The organism is Pseudoalteromonas sp. MMG033, from assembly GCF_057197785.1.
Map to the genome: position 1 here is coordinate 2,726,331 of NZ_CM170070.1, position 14,291 is coordinate 2,740,621.

The following is a 14,291-nucleotide window of genomic DNA, read 5'->3' on the forward strand; positions in this document are numbered from 1 at the left end:
AGTAAAAAATAACAAATACGATAAAAAAACCAATACACCAGAAAAAGGTACTGGTCTAGTGAATATTATTCACTTTTATGAAACTTTTTAGCATAACATTCTCGACTTATTCGAAAAAGTTAATATCCTATCTATAACTCTAATTTGCTTACTATGAATTTTTTAATAAATCTACTTTTTTTTAATTTTTATGGTTTGATTTGTTATTTTTTAATCAAGTTGGCGTTTTTAATTGTTGAAAGCCTGTTTTCTATTCAGGATTTGAGTCTCGAATTGTGAAGGGTAGGCGCGTCTATTGATTAACTTTGTCTTTATTTTACGCGTAACTTATCCGTTTTTATAAAAAGTCTTGAATAGATCTATCTTGAATTTAACAATTATCTTGAGTGGTAACCTTCTTGAGAGTAAGGTTAACAATCTAAACTTTTTGTAAATAGGTATGACGCTGCGATCGAGTAAATGTCGTATTGAAGGAAGTAAATATCCAGTGAAGGTTTAATAGTTAAATGCATGAAAACAGGGGTTTAAGGATAAATAAAATAAAAATATAAACATAGCTTTGCTAGGAGTTAGTATGGGATTTTTTAAAAGAAATGCAGTTTTTTTAAGTGTATTAGGTAGTTTGAGCTTGAGTGCAATTGCACAGGAGCAAAGTCACGATGGTGCTTATCTGGTACAATTTAAGAACGGACAGCTATCTCAAAGTATACTGAGCTCTTTAAAGGTGATAGGACAAAGTGGCGATAAAGTGATTGCTCAAGGTGTATTATCATCAACTCAAATCAATGAATTAAGCCATATTGAAGGCGTTACCTTTGAAGCTGATTATGGCCTTTCTTTAAGTAGTAATTCACTTGATTACTATAATGCTGCTACTAATAGCTTAGATGTATTAGCAAATAGTGAGCTTGAGCCCTATTGGTTACGCGCAACATCAATCAGTAAGCTTCCATCTGCAACGAATGATATTTCAGTGTGTGTTATCGATTCAGGCGTAGACAGTAACCACCCTGACTTACCTATTAATATTCATGGCTACCATAGCGTTTATGCTGGCTTTTGGGATCAAGATGCACTTAGTCACGGGACGCATATGGCTGGTATCATTGCGGCTCAAAGCAATGGGTTCGGTGTAAAGGGAGCACTAAGTAATGGGGTTGCTCGCCTTCAAGTTCACAAATTAATTAAAACAGCCAATGGTAAAAACTCAGCAATATGGGGTGGTAATTTAATTGAGGCCATTGAAGTTTGTGCTAACTCCGGTGCAAAAGTAATAAACATGTCTTTGAGTGGGGAGCAATTTTCTCCAATGACGATGTCAGTTATTGACAGGTTAGCTTATGACCGAGGGCTGATTTTTGTTGCTGCGGCTGGTAACCATGGGACGTCAGAGAAAAAACAGCAAGGTCGACATGATGATGTATTACATTACCCTGCCTCATATCATAATGTTTTATCAATAGGTGCGTTAGAGACAGATGGAACAATCGCCTCTTTTTCGCCAACGAATCCGAATATAGATTTTGTTGCACCGGGGAGTAAAATTATTTCCACGGCTAATCGAAGTCACTATGCGGTTCAAGAAGTTGTAATTCAGCACAGTGGATCTGTTTCTGATGTTCTGAAATATACACAAATTGATGTCGGTATTAGTAGTCAGTCAATGCAAACAACCCTACCTGAGCAGTGCGTATATACTTTGTCTGCTGGTGATGTGCAGCAGCAAATGACAGAGCGTACATTGTCTTATGAGACTCGTCAGCAGTTGAGCAATGCACAATCTAACTGTGTCTCGGCTGGTGGTAAAGTATTGATGATAAACTACCCACAGCATCCAGAGGGGCGTTTAAAAGGCATTGATTATTATACAGAGTTCCCAACGTTATTGGTACATCAGTGGCCAGCAAAGGCTGATGAGTCAAATATATCGGTTTCAATTAATAGTTACCACAGTGACTATGTGGTGGGTGCGGGCACCTCTCAAGCTACGGCAATTATCTCTGGTGGTATTGCGAGGCTTTGGTCGCAAAATCCGAGCTGGAGTAGAACGCAAGTTATTGATGCGCTTAAAGCGACCAGCCATGATTTAGGTCAAGCAGGCAAAGACAGTGTATATGGTCATGGATTGCCAAACTTTGCACGTGCGCTGACTTATTTACAATCAGGAAAGACACCAGCGTGCCCACAAAATTGGTATCACAACAAGCCTTATGATGGTGGTGAGCAGGTGACCTATCAAGGTAAGATTTATAGTGCTTATTACTGGAACAAAGGTGCAACGCCTAGTCATGCGACAAAAATGTGGCAAGTACAAGGAGAGTGTGATTCAAGTAATCAAACGCATTCAACGTCAACAGATGGTGGATTCAGTATTTTGGACTTTTCTGGTTTGGAAGATGAAGATTCTACTTATAGTTGTAAAGGGCTTAGTCTAACCTGTGGAGGTTAAAGCTTGAACTCCGGGGCGTTTTCACGCCCCAACTACGCGAATTCCATGTGTTATGACTCCGATTCAAGAAGCCAGACATAAACGATTGGAAATCCTTCTTTGTAGTTGATCTGTAAATCCAACAACTGACCACTGACTGTCTGCTGAATATCAAATTGAGCATTACTTAAATAGTAGCGGCCATTTTGATTGAGTAAAGTGCTTGATGCTGAGACAGTAACGCCTTTGTTCTTTGCAATCTCAACCAATGCATCATGAATGGCGTATCTGATGGCGCTACTTATTAAGTTATCCGGTGCGATAGTGCCATCTTCGCCAAAGTTACCCATTACAATACTTCTCCCTTGATATTGCTGTATATCTCGCCATGTTTGTTGCGTTATTTGTTTGTTAAACGACAGGTTGGCTTGATAGGTCGCAAATAATGTTGAGCCGTAATGGCAACTTTGTATCAATAGTAAGGGGTGCTGATAATCGCTACTTATTACCTCGCCTTGTCGGGAAAATTGTGAGGCATGCTGCTGCTCTGAAAAAGATTCAATATAGCGCTCTTGCATGTTAACGTTCGCTTGGGCTAGGTAACCAGCTAGTGCTTTTGCGTTAGTTGCTGTCATCGGGAGTTGTTGATGTGCAGAGGCTGTATAATAACTTGCACCGATGACGTGATTATTTTCCCCACTACATAGCCATTTTGGTTCACATAAACTGAAGTTGCATGTGACCGCTTCACATTGATTGCTGTTGATGATTGGCCTGGTGCTTACATAGGTATATAAGGTATCTGAGGTTGTATATGGTTCTGAAAAGTATAGTATTTGGCCATTTTGGAGTGTGAAGCTGTTTTGTGTAGCAGGTAGCTGTTTAACTTCTTCGTGAACACTGGGCAGTCCATAGTATTGAGTGTAGTGTGAGACTGCTCTTTGTCTGCTGGCAATAATGGAGCCGTCTTTGATAGCGCTGAATGGCGCGGCGGTACCAATAAAGCCGATTTGTTGTGATGACACCGGCTTATGTAGCCAACAGGGAACTTGAACAGAGGGAGGTGTACTATTTGGTTTTGTAGTTTGGCAGGCTGCGAGTGTCAAGGCACCAATACCGACCCAAAATCGAGAATAACATAACATGATAAAGTCCCTTGTAGAGGCTAGCGTATTAAATTGTATCGCTTGATCCTTGATGACATTGAGTGTCTCTTAAAGGGATATCAAATTCAACCATCAAGCCCCCTTGCACTCGGTTTTTTAATTTTAGTTGTCCCTGGTGGGCATGAATGATGTCGTTACACAAGCTGAGACCGATCCCACTGCCATCAGGCTTAGTCGAATAAAAAGGCAAGAGTGCCTGATGAAGGTTACCGTTACTGATCCCCGAACCGCGATCGACGACAGCGACGCGGAGGCGATTGTAATCTTTTACTATTTTAACGGCGATTTGTTCGGGGTCGCTGCCAGACTGATGGGCATTTTTTAAGATGTTAATCAATACCTGCTCAATTTGCGTACTATCAAAATAAGCGTGTTCGATAGGTAATGAGTCAAGTAGTTTAAATGAATAAAGTGCACTTACTTGCTCGAGTAGTGGCTTGATTGCATGGTAATCAAGGTTTGGTTTGGGCAAGCGGGCAAAACGCGCATATTGTGCAATAAATTCACTTAAATTTTGTGCGCGTTGGTCGACCGTTTGCAATATATCAGGGAGCAAATCGAGATGCTTGCCTTTTTTGATCATATTTTGGGCTGATGACGTCAGCGAGCTAATGGGGGCTAATGAATTATTCAGTTCATGGCTAATTAACCGAATGGCATTTTTCCACATATGTAGCTCTTCTTGCCCTAATTCCACAGAAACATTTTTGATGATCATTAATTGATGTGGTTGGTGGTTAAAGGTGACAGTTTTAAAACTTAGGTAATAGCTTTGCTTTACATCATTGTGTTCAAAGCTTATCAAGCCCGATTGAGCCTGAATAATTGACTTTTGCAGTTGTGGTGGGAGCTTTTCACAGCATTGGTGCAAAGTCATGCCATCAAGTTGGGCAGATTGTAATAACTGGGTAGATTCGTTATTAAAGTAAACGATGTGTTTATAGGGATCTACTAAAACAATCCCCATGGGTGAGGCCTGTACAATGCTATCAAGTAGTATCTCTCGTTGATTGAGTGTTTGCCGTTGCTTTTTTAACTGTTTGGTGAGCTTATTATACATGTGTACAGCTGCATCTAGTTCAGAGTGTGTTTGCTCTGTTATACGGATAGAAAAATCATTGTCATAGAGGCTTTTGAGGCCATTTGTGAGTGTATCAATAATCATTTTGTGTTGTTGAAATATAAACTCACAACAAAAAAACATGAACGGCAACGTGATTAGTAATGAGAGAGGGAGTGCAACTAAGATAGGTGCGCCAATAAAAACCAAAGCAGTTTGAATTGACACTGCAAGCACAATAAAGGCTGTGCAAAATGCGGCCATTTTTCCAGCCAAAGACGTGAAAGTTGTGTTCATCAGCGCGCTATTCCAAATTTATCCATGCGTCGATACATTGCTTGGCGACTGAGACCTAAACTCTTTGCTGCATGCGTGACATTGCCTTGATGGCTGCTTAATGCGCTTTGTATATCCTGCGCTGACAGCTCTGTATTGGCTGCAGAATTAGCTGGTTTAGTTTTTAGCCCTAGATCAGAGGCTTCAATGAGGTTACTTTTTGCAAGTAACTGTGCACGACCAATCACATTTTGTAGTTCTCTGACATTCCCTGGCCAAGTATGACGTTTTAGCGCATTGACAGCACCTGAACTAAGTTGTTTATTATCCTCTATAAAATGATTTGCAAGAGGGATAATGTCTTCTGGTCGTTCCATCAGAGCAGGTAACTTCAACTCTATCATGTTTAGTCGGTAGTAGAGATCTTCTCGGAATGTGCCCTGTGCAATTGCAGTCGTTAAATTTGCATTGGTCGCACTCAGTACGCGCACATTGACTTTTTTTGTCTGGCTACTGCCTACGGGTTCAAATTCACCCGTTTGTAACACGCGCAATAGCTTTTGTTGCCCAGACAGCGGCAAGTTACCTATTTCGTCTAAAAATAGGGTGCCGCCATCAGCCGCTTCAAATCTGCCGATCCGACTTTTATTGGCCCCTGTATAGGCACCACCGACGACACCAAATAATTCTGCTTCGATTAAATCAGCGGGAAGCGCACCTGCATTGACTTTGATAAAAGCATTGCTATGGTAGGCGCTATTGGCGACAATCACTTCAGCTATTTTTTCTTTCCCAGCGCCATTGGGCCCAGTTATGAGCACCGGTGCGTCTGAGTGCGCGACTTGGGTCGCGATTTCCAACAAGTTAAGCATGGCTGGATCTGCATAGATAAGACCGGCTAAGTCGTAGTGTTCTGCCAGTTTATTTGCCCGATTTCGGGCTTGTGTTTGCTGTTGGAATTGTGCTTTTTCTAGACGGTATATTTCGAGTAATTGAGTGACTGACTTGAGTAGCTTTTCTTCTCGCCATGGTTTTTCTAAATAATCGGCTGCCCCATCTTTAATTAGTGCGACAGCGGTTTCTAAATTTGCCCAAGCGGTGAGTAGGATAATAGGTAAGTCAGGGTTCAAGGCACGGATCGCTTGATAAAGCGCCTGACCCTCTGCGCCAGAGGTGGTGTCTTGGGTAAAGTTCATATCTTGGATGACTAGGTCGTAAGCTTGGTTGTTGAGCATATCGAGGCCTTGCTCTGGGCTTGTTGCGCCATCACAGTCAATGTCATTGAGTAAAAACAGCAGCTTAAGTGCTTTTATAACGTCCTGATTGTCGTCAATCACAAGTATTTTATTTTGCATATTCTTATCGTTATTTTTGCCGGTACCATGTACCGGCTTGTTATTTAACTGGTTTTTGTAACCTGTGCTGGAGATATTTTAGCTGCTTTTCGCGCTGGGATATAGACAGCTGAGGCACTTAGTCCCCAAACACAGAGGGCAACGGCCGCAGCAAGCCATGGGACTATCAATCCTTGAATACGCAGGTTGGTTACAAAGTATTGGTTAAGCCACATGGCTGCAAATAAACCAAAGGCAATGCCCACTATGGCTAAGATTGAATTTTCTAACAATAATGTTCTCATTACTCTGCCTTGAGAGGCGCCCAGTGCTCGCAGTACACCAATTTCTTTTTTACGAACAGAAATGGAAAATGAAACCAGAGCGATGATCCCAACCCCAGTCACAAGGATGGCGATGGCACTGATCCCCATCATAATAAATGCAAAAGTACTACGGCCATCCCATAGACGTTTTTTGGCACGCGCTGCAAATTCTACTTGCTGAACTAAGCGACCTTCTTCTTCAAACAGTTTGTTCTCAATGGTTTCAAAGATTGCATCGTCAGTATTTTCCGTCACCTTGACCAAATAGTTTACTTGACTGTTAGTGCCAAAGTGAGCTTCTGGAATAATCGCAGAGTGATACCAGCTGTTGGTGTAAGCCGCTGCTTCACCTAGCATCATGTCTTGATAAGTCGCAATAACTTGATAAGGAAGACGGTCGTTATGAAGATAGACGGTTTGCCCAAGCGCACTTTGCTCAGGAAATAAAGCCTTAGCAAGCGCATTACTTATCATCACAACACTTGCTCTTTGACCTTCACTAGCGTGACCGAATATATATTCTGTATCGTAAAAGCTACGGCCATGAGTCACCTTAATACCGAGCGTTTCAAGCCCTCCCGGTGTTTGCGCAAAAAGCGCAACGTTTTCACCCTGCTTATCTTCATCCAGTGTCGCGTGAGCAAAGTTACGTCCGTTCACTGTGGCTAGCACTAATTCGTTTGCGGCATAGCTAACGCTCTCAACACCTGCGATGGACTGTAGGGTTTGTAAATCTCGCTCAATGAGCGCGCCTTTATCAAGGTTTTTATCGAAAACACGGGTATAGACATTGACTATCTGCTGCTCTGCTATATGCGAGGGGATCAGCCAATTTTGCAAGGTACGGTAACTAATAAAGCTGGTATTACCGATAATGGTCACTGCGATGGCAATTTGCAAGGTGATCAGCAAAGAGATACTTTTATGCTTTAAAATGAGTTTTAAAATATGTTTAATCGCCATAAATTTATCCTCTTAATTGAGATGCAGGCGCAATGCGGCTGGCAGCGATGATAGGGAACAAGCCGGCAATCAAAATAGTGGCATAAATGCTAAGAGCTGCCTTTAAAGCAAACCAAATATCCATGTTGTAAAGTCTTTGTACTTGCTCTGCAACACCGACGTAATCCATCGAATACATAGCTAAAAGGTACATGACATATAAGCCTAACTGTGCGCCTACTAAGCCTAAAATAATGGCAATGGTTGCGCCGATTAATAGCTCAATGACTTGCAGCTTGATGATGTACATGCGATTTGCACCGAGCGCCCGGTATAAAGACACTAACTTTGCACGATGTTGGTTTTTAGCCAGTAAAATCCCAACAGTGTTGACCAAGGTGATGGCAAAAAGCAGATAAGCAAAATTGAGATAAACACGTTCCCAGTCCATAAAGCTATAAATAGTGTCATGTAATAGTTTTAAGGATTGGACATAGTAAGGCTCACTGTGTGGGAAGCGCCCCTGACTCATTTGCTGTTGGGTATAATTCCTCAGCCATAGGGTTAATTCGTCTAATTGTTGCTGCGCGTTATCAGTGCTGACTTGTGCCCAAGCATGCAGAAAACCACATTCCGCACTTTTTAACCCCGTCATGTTTGACTGACGGAACTGAGTCCGTAGCGGCTCTTCTTTAGTCATACATGGCATGTAGCCAACTCGAGGTAAGTTATTTGCCATTGCATAGTCTAAGGGAATAAACGCAAGATCATTTTCTCTATTGCTAAAGCTATTATTTTGAAAACGAAAAGTGTGATGCGATAAATCTACAACACCGACGACTTCGAGTTGTTGATTATTGATCACGACAAATTTGCCGATAGAGTTTTGACCTGCGAATAAGTGGTCATTGGCTTTTTTCTCTAGCACTATAATTGCTGAGTCATTCATATTTTCTGGCCAAGGGCTGCCAAATAAAAATGGGGCGTCCATGATTGCAAAGAAGTGCTCATCTACTGCGGAGCCTGTGGCATTAAGAGGTCTTGCACTATTATCATTGAGATCCAAAATAAATGACGTGGTGTAATTAAAGCTCAGGTTTACTAATGATACTTCTTTTTGTTCAAGGGCCATCGACAGCGCTTGCGCATCACGGTAAGTCATTGGCGGTGTTCTCAGTGCATGGCGTCTGTCGAATTCGCTGTCCATATAGTTAAGGCTGATATGATTAAGCTCGTTTAGCTTATGTGACATCGCAGAGCGGCCACTTTGATCTATGATGGTACTCATTGTGAGCAGCAAGGTAATGCCGATGACGAGGTTGACTATCATCAAGGTTGTTAATTTAGATTTTTGTTTAAATCCTTGCCATGCAAGGTGAAGTGCGTCTTTCATATATTCACCTATACCGCTAAATCTGTAAGTTGGCTTTTAGCAATGTCACTGACTTGACCGTCTAAGATCTGGATATTACGATGCGCGCGCTGTGCTAATTCATTGTCATGTGTCACCATGATAAGTGTGGTGCCTTGACGGTTGATATCTTGCAATAGTTCCATGACTTGACGTGCCATCATGGTGTCCAAGTTACCTGTTGGTTCATCGGCGAGTAAAAATCGTGGTTTACCTGCAAGAGCTCTTGCAATGGCGACCCGTTGCTGCTGGCCCCCGCTTAGCTGGGCGGGGTAGTGGTTGGCACGGCTACCTAGACCTACCAATTCAAGGCTTTCTTCAATGCGTTGCTTTCGCTCCTTTTGGTTGATACCACGGAATATTAATGGGACTTCAATATTATCGTAGAGGTTAAGGTCAGCAATTAGATTGAAGCCCTGAAAAATAAAACCAATTTTTTCATTTCTAAGCCTTGATAGATGCTTGTCTGAGAGCTGACTGACATCTTCACCATCCAAGATATATTCACCTTCCTCAAACGTTTCTAGTAAGCCTGTAATGTTTAAAAAGGTTGTTTTACCGGATCCCGACGGACCGGTCACAGCGATAAACTCGCCTTCATCTACAGTGAGGTTAACACCACTCAGTGCATGTGTCTCGACTAAGTCTGTGCGGTAAATTTTGCTGATGTTATTCATTTTAAGCATGGGTTTATCCTTTTATTTTTATTCACTTAGTATGACTTGTTGCGCTTGTTGAAATGGTGTGAGGCTAGATATTACTATGGTATCACCGACCTGCAAGCCGCTTTTAATTTCAACTTCTCTGATGCTTTTTACACCTAGCTGAATATTAGTTCGATACGCACTGCCATTGCTTATTTTATAGGCTGTTGAGGCAGATCCTGTTTCAATAAATGCGCCACGGTCAACTTTGAGTATGTTTTTCTTATGGGAGATAATGATCCGTGCATTAACACGTTGATTTTGTCGTAAGCTTTTTGGTTGTTTATCAAAGCGAATGCGACCTGATACACGCCCATTTTCTACTTCTGGAGAGATGGCCATCAGTGTTGCAGGGAAGTATTGATTGTTGATCTGTACTTTTGCAGTTAAACCGATGCCTAATTCATCCGCTAAGTTTTCTGGAATATAAGCTTCCACTTCAAGTTCACTTAAATCGACTAAAGACATTAACTCACTGTCTCTTTGCACATGCTGTTTTTGCTGGACGTTTAAATTGCCCACGATACCGCTTAGTGGCGAGGTCAGCGTGAGCGCATCAACTTGTCTTTGCAAGTTAGCTACCAGATGGCGTTGTCTATCTAAATCAAGTTGGGTACTTTGTAATTCAAAGTTAAGTTGCTCTTGAGAAAGTTTTAAACTATCGATTGCGTGACGCTCATTGAGCTCTGCGCGTTTGAGCTCGACCATGGTTTGTTCTAGTTCTAACTTGGAGATAATTTGCTTCTCAATACTGGCATTGGCCCTAGCCATTTCGCTTTGTGCAGCTTCTAGTTCGACCTTGGCGAGTTCCATGGCTTGCGTATTGTCTAATTGCTGTTGTTTGATTGCGATTTGTTGACGCTTTACTTCCATTTCAATGCGCCTTAATGTGGCCTCTTCTTGTAGTAGCTGATTATGCAATTCTGGGCTATCTAAGCTCGCTAATACTTGCCCTTTGGCAATGGTATCACCAGCTTTGACATGGAGTGTCACAGTACCTGAAGCAATGGCATACAGTGACGGGCTGACGGCGGCAAGGGTGCGACCTTCAACGCGTATATCTTGGATCATATCGCCACGTACGACTTGAGCTGTTTTGAGCTGCTGTGTCGATACTGCTTGCTCTGCCGATAAGAGCGCAGAGAAGCTGTCATACGAGAATGCCACTGCGCTAATAAGTCCAATGGCGCCAATGCTCGAGAGCATCCATTTTTTGTTAGTTGATCTCTTTGTGATTACCTTGTCCTGCTGAGATGTATTTCGGATCATGATGTCCGACTCCTTGAAGCTATGTCGTTTTTATTCCTATATCAAGCAATGTGCCAAAATTTAAGTTGTTGTATTTATTGTGTTATTTTGTTTTTGGGTAAGCTTGGATTTGGGAGCCGGACGGACACCGGACAGTACGCGGACAGTAAATGAAGGCGGACAACGGACGATGTCTCACAGGTTTTTCGGTTGCAAATAATAGCATAGAGTAACATTTGTTAACTCTTATTGGGGAGCCTGCGTGCTAAGGTTTGTTCCGATTTTGATTGGAATTACCCAGTTGTTTTAAAAGGAAATAAAATGAAAAAAATAAATCTAAAACATGCGTTTATTACCAGTGCAATAGTTATGGCGCTATCGGGCTGCAGTTCCTCAGATGATGATACAGTTAAAGTTGTCCCCGTAGTGCCAGCGCCAGAGCTAGGCTCAGTGACACTCAAAGCCGTGTTTGATGGATGTGCTACGGCAGATAGCCAAACGGATATCGAAATAATTTTCCATGATGAAAGCGGCGCGGTTGTTGCGACTGCGAGTCCAGATGAAAATGGCGCCTATCAAGGAGATATCCCCGAAAATGCTAAACATGTATCAGTGGTTGATACAGTTGTTCGAGAAGATAGTCGTACGCTGCGAAAAGTATATACGCATATGGATATCTCAGGAGATGTCAATTTGGGCACCATGGTATTTGATTCACCGCAAGAGTGCAGTGTGGCCGCGGCAATACCTTGTCAGACTTATTTTGTTGATGTAAGAGATGCTGCGCTGACATACCCCGATTATAAGATGCTAACTAAAGGTTTAGATTCCACCTTTTTGAACCATGCATATAAAGCGCCGTTAGGAGAGTCTTTGAAAAAAGCGCATCTTTGTGGGAGTGAAAAGTATATCCCATTTGCTGTTGTGTCAGATGACAAAGAGATAGTCAAACTCGCCCGTGTTGAACCGAATGTCGATGCCAATACGGGAGTGTTTCAGTTGTTAGCTGAAGATTTTAGTTATGATGGGGTAGCGGTCACGACACCTGAATTGGCTGAGGGCGCTAACGTAGTTATTGCTTCTTATATGAAAGGAAAACAAGAGACGGATGGGTATGATTTACTGTTTAATATGCCAGCACCCATAGCACGTGCCATTTTTCCTGACTTAGCAGACTATTCGCAGTATAGTGCACAAGTTGGCGATGATATCGATTTAGATGTTTTCCAACTGATTCTTACTAGCTACTCAGAATCTGCCATTTCCTCTGAAGGGGAAGTGAACTTTACCGATCTTGTTGAGTTAGATAATGACTTAGGTCAGGCATTTTTGTCTGGTCATGACAGCAGTAATTTCAGCTTTAGCTATGACTTTAGCGCATTGGATGACAGATTAAAGCTGGTTGACTGGCAATTTTCGTTTTCGTCCAGCGAAGGTGAAAGCTATCAATGGCATGTTACGGGTGGTACGGCGGGCAACATACCAGAGTTTCAATTTGGTAACGCGTTCACTTTAGACAGTGTTGAGTTTAGTGCGCTGCCATCATTTCAAATCAGTTTGTCGGCATATCCAAAAGGCCCTGCGGCATTGAATGATTACCGGACCTTTTTAGCGACTCAGGATAAAGACGATTTTTCAAAAGCTGAAAACCAATCTTATATACAATTTGACTATAAATTCATAAATAAAAGTAGTCGTATTAATTAAGTACTGCATGTGCTGAGCTATTGATAAAAGTGGTATTAATTCCGTCTGCATGAGGTTTGATATCACTCAAAGGTCTATTATTCTCACCCTTGTTGAATGGCAAGTTGTATTGAAGTGAAACAAACCATAAATAGCTCTCGCAATCAGTGATCTACTACAAGCATTGACAAAAAGCCAGTGATGTAGCCGTCACAAAAAATGACCTGATTAGGTTGTGGTTAGACTTCATAATGCTCTAATATATAAAGGAAAAAGTAATTTTAATAAAAATAAAAAGGAAAAAAAATGAAAGGTAGTTTGTTTGTACTTCTCCCTGTAGTTGCTGGATTGGGTCTTGCTGGATGCGGCTCTTCATCAAAAGATGAACCCAGCCCGGTTGTTACCGAAAAACCGACTCTGGTTATACCACCCCCCCTAAAAAGCATAGAGTTAAAAACGGTGTTTGAGGGGTGTGCTGGCGAAGAACCGAAATCTAATGTCAATATTGTGTTTCATGACGCATTGGGTGCGATTGTTGGGCAAGGGGCATCAAACGGAGAAGGAATATTTAAAGGGGATATTCCTGCAGATGCTAAGCACATTTCTATTGTCGATACTGATATCAAAGAGAGCTTAGTTCACCAAAGCAAAGTTGTGACACATATGGACATAGAAGATGGGCTAAAATTAGGAACGATTCGTTTTTCAGCGCCTCAGGATTACCAAAGTTGTGCTGCTCCAACTGTATCGCCTTGTCGTACATTGCAAGTGGACTATACTGCAATTGAGTCTACATATCCAAACTATTCAGTCATTACCCAAAGGGGCCAGATCCTTGGTTTACCGATATCAGATCATTTGGTTGCTGGTCCGGGACTATCAGAAATTGAAAATTGCACTGGAGATGATGTTTTCCGGTTTGCCTTGGTATCACCAGATGGCTCGATTGCAAAAGCTGCACAAGTTGAACCTTCACAATATATTACGCCATTAACAATTGAACTGGTGGCAGAAGATTTTATCTATGATGGTGTGCCTGTTGATAAGACGGATGGTGACTTTGTAGGGAATGCATCAATTGTGTCTTATAAAAAAGCGCAAGAGAGCGAACAGCCATTTGAGGTTATTTTTTCTGCTTCAACAACAGCCATGCAATTCATTTTTCCAGATTTAGCTGATACGCACCAGTATCGAGCACGTTGGAATGAACAGGTAACGGTAGGCGAGTATACAGTTGACAGGCATTATGCTGCTCGTTCGAGCATCAAAGAAACAGGGCAACTTGAATTTGAAACGCCAACCGAGTTAACGAAAGGTATTGAAGCTGGCTTTTTATCTGGGAATATGAATAACAGCTATAGCTTTGATTACGACTTTAGCGACTTGGATGATAGGTTTCATGCTGTGTCGTGGTATTTAAATCCTACGGATTCTGCTGGTGAATCAGTTGATTGGAATATAGTGAGCGATACATCGGGCACTATACCTGCCTTTCAATTTGGTGAACTGTTAGACATTAGCAGTGCAGAATTTTCTTCCATGCAAAGTTTTGAAATTTCGATATTTGGCCACCCTAATGCGCCACAGGGCTTCAAAGATTATAGAGAGTTTAGACAATCTTCTCGAGTTGTTGATTTTGACCGAGAAGAGTATAAATCTTTTGTACAGGCTGTGTATTTCTTTGAGAAATATCAAAATCAATAATTAAAA

Annotated in this window: 10 protein-coding genes; 3 read left to right on the plus strand and 7 right to left on the minus strand. The window is 41.8% G+C overall.

Annotated features, from left to right (window positions below; translation table 11 throughout):
• The first annotated feature begins 574 nt into the window (after positions 1–574).
• Positions 575–2,449: a S8 family peptidase gene (locus AC2CZC_RS11940; protein WP_484581943.1), complete on the plus strand. Its 1,875-nt coding sequence runs from the start codon at positions 575–577 to the stop codon at positions 2,447–2,449.
• Positions 2,450–2,499: 50 nt separating this feature from the next.
• Here the strand turns inward: AC2CZC_RS11940 and AC2CZC_RS11945 are convergent, their stop codons facing one another.
• The 7 genes from AC2CZC_RS11945 to AC2CZC_RS11975 are packed head-to-tail and all read right to left on the minus strand — an operon-like array spanning position 2,500 to position 10,916.
• Positions 2,500–3,573 carry a hypothetical protein gene (locus tag AC2CZC_RS11945; RefSeq protein WP_484581944.1) on the minus strand — a complete coding sequence of 358 codons (1,074 nt, stop codon included), beginning with the start codon at positions 3,571–3,573 and terminating at the stop codon, positions 2,500–2,502.
• Positions 3,574–3,601: 28 nt separating this feature from the next.
• A complete protein-coding gene (locus tag AC2CZC_RS11950; protein WP_484581945.1) occupies positions 3,602–4,951 on the minus strand; it encodes a sensor histidine kinase in 1,350 nt (449 codons plus the stop codon).
• Positions 4,951–6,285, minus strand: coding sequence for a sigma-54-dependent transcriptional regulator (locus tag AC2CZC_RS11955; RefSeq protein ID WP_484581946.1), 1,335 nt, complete (start codon positions 6,283–6,285; stop codon positions 4,951–4,953). The genes AC2CZC_RS11950 and AC2CZC_RS11955 overlap by 1 nt, the downstream gene beginning before the upstream one ends.
• Positions 6,286–6,329: 44 nt before the next feature.
• Positions 6,330–7,553, minus strand: coding sequence for an ABC transporter permease (locus tag AC2CZC_RS11960; protein ID WP_484581947.1), 1,224 nt, complete (start codon positions 7,551–7,553; stop codon positions 6,330–6,332).
• Between the two features lie 4 nt (positions 7,554–7,557).
• On the minus strand, positions 7,558–8,925 hold the full coding sequence (locus AC2CZC_RS11965; protein ID WP_484581948.1) for an ABC transporter permease: 1,368 nt from the start codon (positions 8,923–8,925) through the stop codon (positions 7,558–7,560).
• A gap of 8 nt (positions 8,926–8,933) precedes the next feature.
• Complete coding sequence (locus AC2CZC_RS11970) at positions 8,934–9,629, minus strand: ABC transporter ATP-binding protein (RefSeq protein ID WP_039608773.1); 696 nt, start codon at positions 9,627–9,629, stop codon at positions 8,934–8,936.
• Between the two features lie 18 nt (positions 9,630–9,647).
• On the minus strand, positions 9,648–10,916 hold the full coding sequence (locus tag AC2CZC_RS11975; RefSeq protein WP_484581949.1) for an efflux RND transporter periplasmic adaptor subunit: 1,269 nt from the start codon (positions 10,914–10,916) through the stop codon (positions 9,648–9,650).
• Positions 10,917–11,216: 300 nt separating this feature from the next.
• Between AC2CZC_RS11975 and AC2CZC_RS11980 the strand changes: the two genes are divergently transcribed.
• Positions 11,217–12,602, plus strand: coding sequence for a hypothetical protein (locus tag AC2CZC_RS11980; RefSeq protein WP_484581950.1), 1,386 nt, complete (start codon positions 11,217–11,219; stop codon positions 12,600–12,602).
• A 285-nt stretch (positions 12,603–12,887) separates the two neighbouring features.
• Positions 12,888–14,285 carry a hypothetical protein gene (locus AC2CZC_RS11985; protein WP_484581951.1) on the plus strand — a complete coding sequence of 466 codons (1,398 nt, stop codon included), beginning with the start codon at positions 12,888–12,890 and terminating at the stop codon, positions 14,283–14,285.
• Positions 14,286–14,291 lie beyond the last annotated feature (6 nt).

Bases quoted from the DNA above. Each gene is read 5' to 3' on its own strand.
- AC2CZC_RS11940 (WP_484581943.1), top strand. From the start codon at position 575: ATGGGATTTTTTAAAAGAAATGCAGTTTTTTTAAGTGTATTAGGTAGT.
- AC2CZC_RS11945 (WP_484581944.1), bottom strand. From the start codon at position 3,573: ATGTTATGTTATTCTCGATTTTGGGTCGGTATTGGTGCCTTGACACTC.
- AC2CZC_RS11950 (WP_484581945.1), bottom strand. From the start codon at position 4,951: ATGAACACAACTTTCACGTCTTTGGCTGGAAAAATGGCCGCATTTTGC.
- AC2CZC_RS11955 (WP_484581946.1), bottom strand. From the start codon at position 6,285: ATGCAAAATAAAATACTTGTGATTGACGACAATCAGGACGTTATAAAA.
- AC2CZC_RS11960 (WP_484581947.1), bottom strand. From the start codon at position 7,553: ATGGCGATTAAACATATTTTAAAACTCATTTTAAAGCATAAAAGTATC.
- AC2CZC_RS11965 (WP_484581948.1), bottom strand. From the start codon at position 8,925: ATGAAAGACGCACTTCACCTTGCATGGCAAGGATTTAAACAAAAATCT.
- AC2CZC_RS11970 (WP_039608773.1), bottom strand. From the start codon at position 9,629: ATGCTTAAAATGAATAACATCAGCAAAATTTACCGCACAGACTTAGTC.
- AC2CZC_RS11975 (WP_484581949.1), bottom strand. From the start codon at position 10,916: ATGATCCGAAATACATCTCAGCAGGACAAGGTAATCACAAAGAGATCA.
- AC2CZC_RS11980 (WP_484581950.1), top strand. From the start codon at position 11,217: ATGAAAAAAATAAATCTAAAACATGCGTTTATTACCAGTGCAATAGTT.
- AC2CZC_RS11985 (WP_484581951.1), top strand. From the start codon at position 12,888: ATGAAAGGTAGTTTGTTTGTACTTCTCCCTGTAGTTGCTGGATTGGGT.